2 protein-coding genes and 2 pseudogenes are annotated in these 4,886 nt (G+C 68.6%); all 4 read right to left on the reverse strand.

Features of this window, described 5'->3' with window-relative positions; translation table 11 throughout:
- Nucleotides 1-732: 732 nt before the first annotated feature.
- Nucleotides 733-2,001, reverse strand: a complete 1,269-nt coding sequence (locus tag MXD62_RS26975) for a DUF1254 domain-containing protein (protein WP_248832219.1) — start codon at nucleotides 1,999-2,001, stop codon at nucleotides 733-735.
- A gap of 666 nt (nucleotides 2,002-2,667) precedes the next feature.
- Nucleotides 2,668-2,991 (reverse strand): annotated as a pseudogene (locus tag MXD62_RS26980) (transposase); the annotation flags it as partial.
- An 82-nt stretch (nucleotides 2,992-3,073) separates the two neighbouring features.
- Nucleotides 3,074-3,400 (reverse strand): annotated as a pseudogene (locus tag MXD62_RS26985) (transposase); the annotation flags it as partial.
- A gap of 911 nt (nucleotides 3,401-4,311) precedes the next feature.
- Nucleotides 4,312-4,554 carry a hypothetical protein gene (locus MXD62_RS26990; protein ID WP_235013665.1) on the reverse strand — a complete coding sequence of 81 codons (243 nt, stop codon included), beginning with the start codon at nucleotides 4,552-4,554 and terminating at the stop codon, nucleotides 4,312-4,314.
- Between the last annotated feature and the right edge of the window lie 332 nt (nucleotides 4,555-4,886).

The following is a 4,886-nucleotide window of genomic DNA, read 5'->3' on the forward strand; positions in this document are numbered from 1 at the left end:
CGGGCCCGACCACCCGGCGCGGTCAGCCACGCCCGCCGCCGACCCAGCCCACACCGGAAATCCTCACCTCAGCGGGGTATGTCCTGGACCGTCCGCCGTTTTAGCATCACGGTCGGTTGCTAATGGGGTTGCACTGGTCCCCGAGGTTGGTGGGATGGGTGTCCGGGCCGCCGGTGGTCGAGCACTCGTTGTTGCCGGCCCGCACGTTCGAGGTCTAGGTGTAGAACGTGCCGCCACCGGCTGACACCCGCGGCTGGGGCTGCGGCCGTGCCGGCCGGTCGCCGCGGGCCAGCATCGCCGGGCCTGGAGGGCGGATTCCCTTGGTCGGGCCCGACCGGATCGGTACTCGAACCGGTGCCGGTGCGCGTCGAGGGGATGACGAACGGCGAGCCGCCGGCAGTCAGAATGCCGATGGACATGACTACCCGGTGCATCCGCCGGGCCGGGCGCCGCACCGCTTCCGCTTCCGCCGGCGCCGGCGGAAGCGGTGCGGGGGTTCCCGCGTCGGAGCGGGGTGCGGCCGATGTGGGCACAGTGGGCATCCTCCGGAAGCGGCGCGGTGGTTCGGGCGCGCTCGCAGTCTTGATGCCCTTGATGTGGGCCCGATGTGAGTCCGGTCGGGTGGCTATGCCACCGAGAACGGGATCTAGCCAGGGCTTCTGCCTCACCCCACGATCCACCCGATGATCGGGTATTCAGCGTGCGGGGGCGGTGAGAGCGGTAGCGGGCGGGTCAGGAGATCTGTTCGATCGCGGGTGGATGCCAGGTGTTCGTCAGCGCGGCCTCGGTGGGGATGTACGCGCGGATCATCAGGTTGAACGGTCCGTCCGGCGCGGGTAGCCAGTTGTCTGTGTGCCCGGCCGGGGCGGTCGCCGACAGGTAGATGTCGATGGATCCGTCCGGGTTCGCCGTGAGGTCACTGCGATCCCCCAGGGCGTAGCGTCGCAGCGCGTTCGGCACGAGGAACATCTCGTCGTCGTACAGCGTCACGGACCAGAACCCGGCGGATTCGATCGGTGGCAGCTCACCGGCGGCGAAGTGCATCCGGTAGGTGTGCGCGCCGGTCAGCGGGTCACCGTCGTTGTCCGGGCCGGACCAGTAGTACAGCGACTCCTGCGGTACGTTCGCCCCGAGCCCGACCACGGCGACCGCGGAACGCAGCAGGTAATCGGTGCCGTAGGTGCCGCCGTTGAAACTTCCCAGCCAGGTGCCGGACGGGACGAGGGCATCCTCGGCCGCGGCCTGGACCTCGGCCTCACCCGCGGTCACCCCCGCCGCCAGAGCCGCCACCGTCGCCGGGTCCCCCGCCGACGGGGTCGAACCCGGCACGACCCCGATACTCGCGAGCGAGGCGAGCGCCGGGTCGTCGGCGGCAGGCGGCGGATCGGCGGCGAGCACCGCAGCCAGCTCGTCGAAGAACGCCGCCCCTGCGTCGTAAGGGGTTTGCGGGTCGGGTGGGTTCGCGCAGTCCACCGCGGGCAGGGCGGGTGGTGTCGGCCCGGTCTCACCGAGGTCGGTGGCCGCCACGGTGTACTGGCCCTGCACGGCACGTGCGGCGGGCAGATCGTCGTCGCCGTCCACCAACGTGCGGCCGAGCGCCCAGACGTCCCAGCTCGGCGCGGCGACCACGGTGGTCCCTTCCGGTGCCGTCCCGCTCCACCCCGGCGGGGTGATCAGATAGGCACCGGGCTGCGAGCCGTTGAGCCTGGTGCCGATGTTGGCGAAGGCGTTGGAGTAGATGTCCAGGATCTCGAACACGACATACCGGTCGGTCGTGTCGGGCAACGTCAGGCTCACCGGCCCGCCACGCAGGTCCAGCCAGGCAACCGAGTAAAGGGTGTCGACGTTCGGAGCCACCACGCTCCGGCTCAGCGGCGTCGACAGGATCGGGACGTTGAGCAGGGTGTTCGTGCCGCCCCGGCAGACGTGGGCCGCCCGGGTACGGGCCATCGCCACCGGGCTGTACCCGTAGACGTAGCCATCCGCAGCGCTGTCCTCCACCGACCCAACAGGCGCAGACGTTCCCACTGGCGTATCCATCGGAGCTGTCCCGGCTGGCGCCGCACCCTGCTCCGAGGCGGTCGTCACCGCGACTGCCCTCGTCGTCCTGGCCGACGTCGCGGATCCCGCCCGGGTGTCAGCCGACACCGCCACAGCGCCGGCCACGGCGGTCTGCCCGGTGATGCCCGCTGCTCCCGCCACCGCCGTCGCTGTCACCACCACACCTGTCATCACCAGAGCGACAGCAACGGTGCGACCTGCGCGCCGGCGGGTCACCGAGGCATCCAGCGACCTCCTCCACCCTCCCGATGGGACCTGCCTCGGGTCCGACATCCGCACTCCCGTCCTCGGTGACACCGTCGCCGGCAGTCTTCGACGCGACCGTGTGAAAGGCATGTGGCCGCAGCTGGAAGAGACACAACGGGGAGAACTGATCCCTGATACGGGCCGGACCGCCCACCTGATCGACGGAGGCGCTGGGGGGCTGTTGCGTTCGGGGAACGCGTGGCATGCCAGGCCCCGGTTGGACCCGGTGATCAGACGGCGAAGGCGAGTTCGGTGAAGGCAGCCGATACGCGGAGCCGGGGTCGTGGGAGGCAGGATCGACACGGCTTCGATCGCGGCCCAGCGGATTAGGGAGGAGCCCTGTTTGGTGATGTGGCCGCGGTGCACGGTCGTGTCGGACTCACGGTGCCGGGGGGTGAGACCAGCCCAGCTGGCAAGGTGACCGGGCGTGGGGAAACGGGTGATGTCCCCGATCTCGGCGAGGAACACCGCGGCCAAGGTCTTTCCGACCCCGGGGAGGGTGAGCAGCGCCTGATAGCCCGGATCCCGCGCGAGCCGGCCAGCGAGCTGGGACGCGGCCGCGTCGATCTCGAAGTCGAGCAGGTCGATGATCCGGCGCAGGCTCGTGATGCGGGCGTGAAACGGGCTCGGGAGCTGGACCTGGTCGAGGAGCTCGGTGCCAGCCTGGCCGAACAGGTCGGTCATGGGTTACCGCGACCCCGTTCTTGGCGAGCACCGCGTGGATCTGGGCCTTGCACGCCGACCGGATCGCGACGAGCGCGGCGCGGTGCCGGACGGTCTCGCGTAGTTCCCGTACCGGCGGTGGAGCGGCCCACGCCTCGGGTAGGCGTCCCATGCGGAGCAGGTCCGCGAGATCCGCGGCGTCACGGACGTCGTTCTTCACCCGCCGGTAGGCGAAACCCTTCACGCCCAGCGGGTGCGCGAGGTGCACCTGCGCACCAGCGGCGGCCAGCACGTCCGCCGCCCAGTACCAGCCGTAGGTGGCCTCCAGCACCACGTCGGGATGCTCACCGGCACGGCTGATCTCACGAGCGAGGGTGGCAGCGTCGTTGCTGATCCGGACCGTTCCCAGCGGGTGCCCGCCGGGGGTCATCCGTACGAGCACCGACCGCCGCCGATGGAGATCGATTCCCACAATCTGGCGACCCTCATACGATGGATCCACAGGGGCCTCCTTCGTCGGTAGACGTGAGCAACCCCGAGGGACCTACCCCGACCCGGGATGACACCAGTGTCGGGGCCAGCAGGCCATGGCCCCGACCACCAGCCCGGACGTCCGCGTTGGGCGGTGCGCTCGGGTAGCGGGAACGACGCGGCCACGATGACCGGGATTGCATGGTGAGATGCTGCCCGCTGTCCAATCACTTCGCTGGACCGACATGCGGATGGGGAACCGGACGTGCGACCCCGACTCGGCGTCGCCCAGCCAGCCCATTCCAGGCACTCCCAGAAATGAGGACGGGGATCGGCCGGTGTGCGTTCGCCACACCGGCCGATCTCGCGGAGCTCGTAGGTGACGCGCGCCGTGACCCACCGCCATATGGCCACCGCGAATGTCGGGCCGCACCGGAACGTCCGCGCGCACAACGCGCATGCATCTTCCCAGTACAGGGTCGACGGTGGATCCGCGCAGGAGGTATACCAGGTTGCTCAATTTGCGGAGCAACCTGCTTTTAACCAGCTCGAATGATGGTCATAGACCGCATCTCCAGTTGATCAAAATTGCTTTGACCTGCATGATTGGAGAACCTAACCGATCGGCATTCGATTTCAGAATTTCACGAGCGCTCAATGCGTGCTCATTTGACCGGGCCCCGAAAAATGATTTCGAGCAGGCCCGGCAATGTGCGGCTCGACCCTCTGGAGAGGGTTGTCCCGAACATGCCTGGTTATGATCGACACCGAGCTCACCCACGCCATCTGACCGCCGGCCGGCCGGGCCCCGGCATGCGCGTCTACCTCACGACACAACAGTGCCGACGCAGGTAAACCTGGAAGACTGGGTCAGGATGGGTCGAGCTGTGAGGCCAGGTAAACGATATCGACCGGGTCACCGTTAGTGAGCACGTCATGCACCTCGCGGTACGCCTGGCGGTACTCGGAGAGGATGACGACAGCGCCGGCGGTGTCCACCGTCTCTCCGATTTCGACCGCCGCGTTGGCCAGGTGTCGGACGCCACGGTTGGCGCGCTCCGCGGTGAGCAGGCGGGCAGCGATTGCGTCGAGTCGGCTGGTATCGCCCATCATGACCTTCAATTCCCGTTTCGAGGTGGCTGTGCTCGCGCCGCTGTCGATGGTCTACCCATGATGGCCGGCAGCCGACCACGCGGGTAGCAACGTGGGTCGGGTAGCCCGGGGGGATCTCACCCCCGGGCTCCCACAGATCCCGGCGTGACGATCTCTCGTCACCGGGCTCCTGTCATCCTGTCCACCAGGATCCTGCGGCCCATGCCCAGTGAGCGAAGAGCCGGGGCTGCTGGCTGGTGATGCGCTGCTTGGTCGGGTCAGGTCAGGTCGAGGAAGCGTTTCGCGAGTGGCAGGAGCTGGGCTCGAAGTGTGTCGTCGTCGAGGTCGAAGGC

This window comes from Frankia sp. Mgl5 (assembly GCF_023242985.1).
GTDB lineage: Bacteria > Actinomycetota > Actinomycetes > Frankiales > Frankiaceae > Parafrankia > Parafrankia soli.

Bases quoted from the DNA above. Each gene is read 5' to 3' on its own strand.
- MXD62_RS26990 (WP_235013665.1), bottom strand. From the start codon at position 4,554: ATGATGGGCGATACCAGCCGACTCGACGCAATCGCTGCCCGCCTGCTC.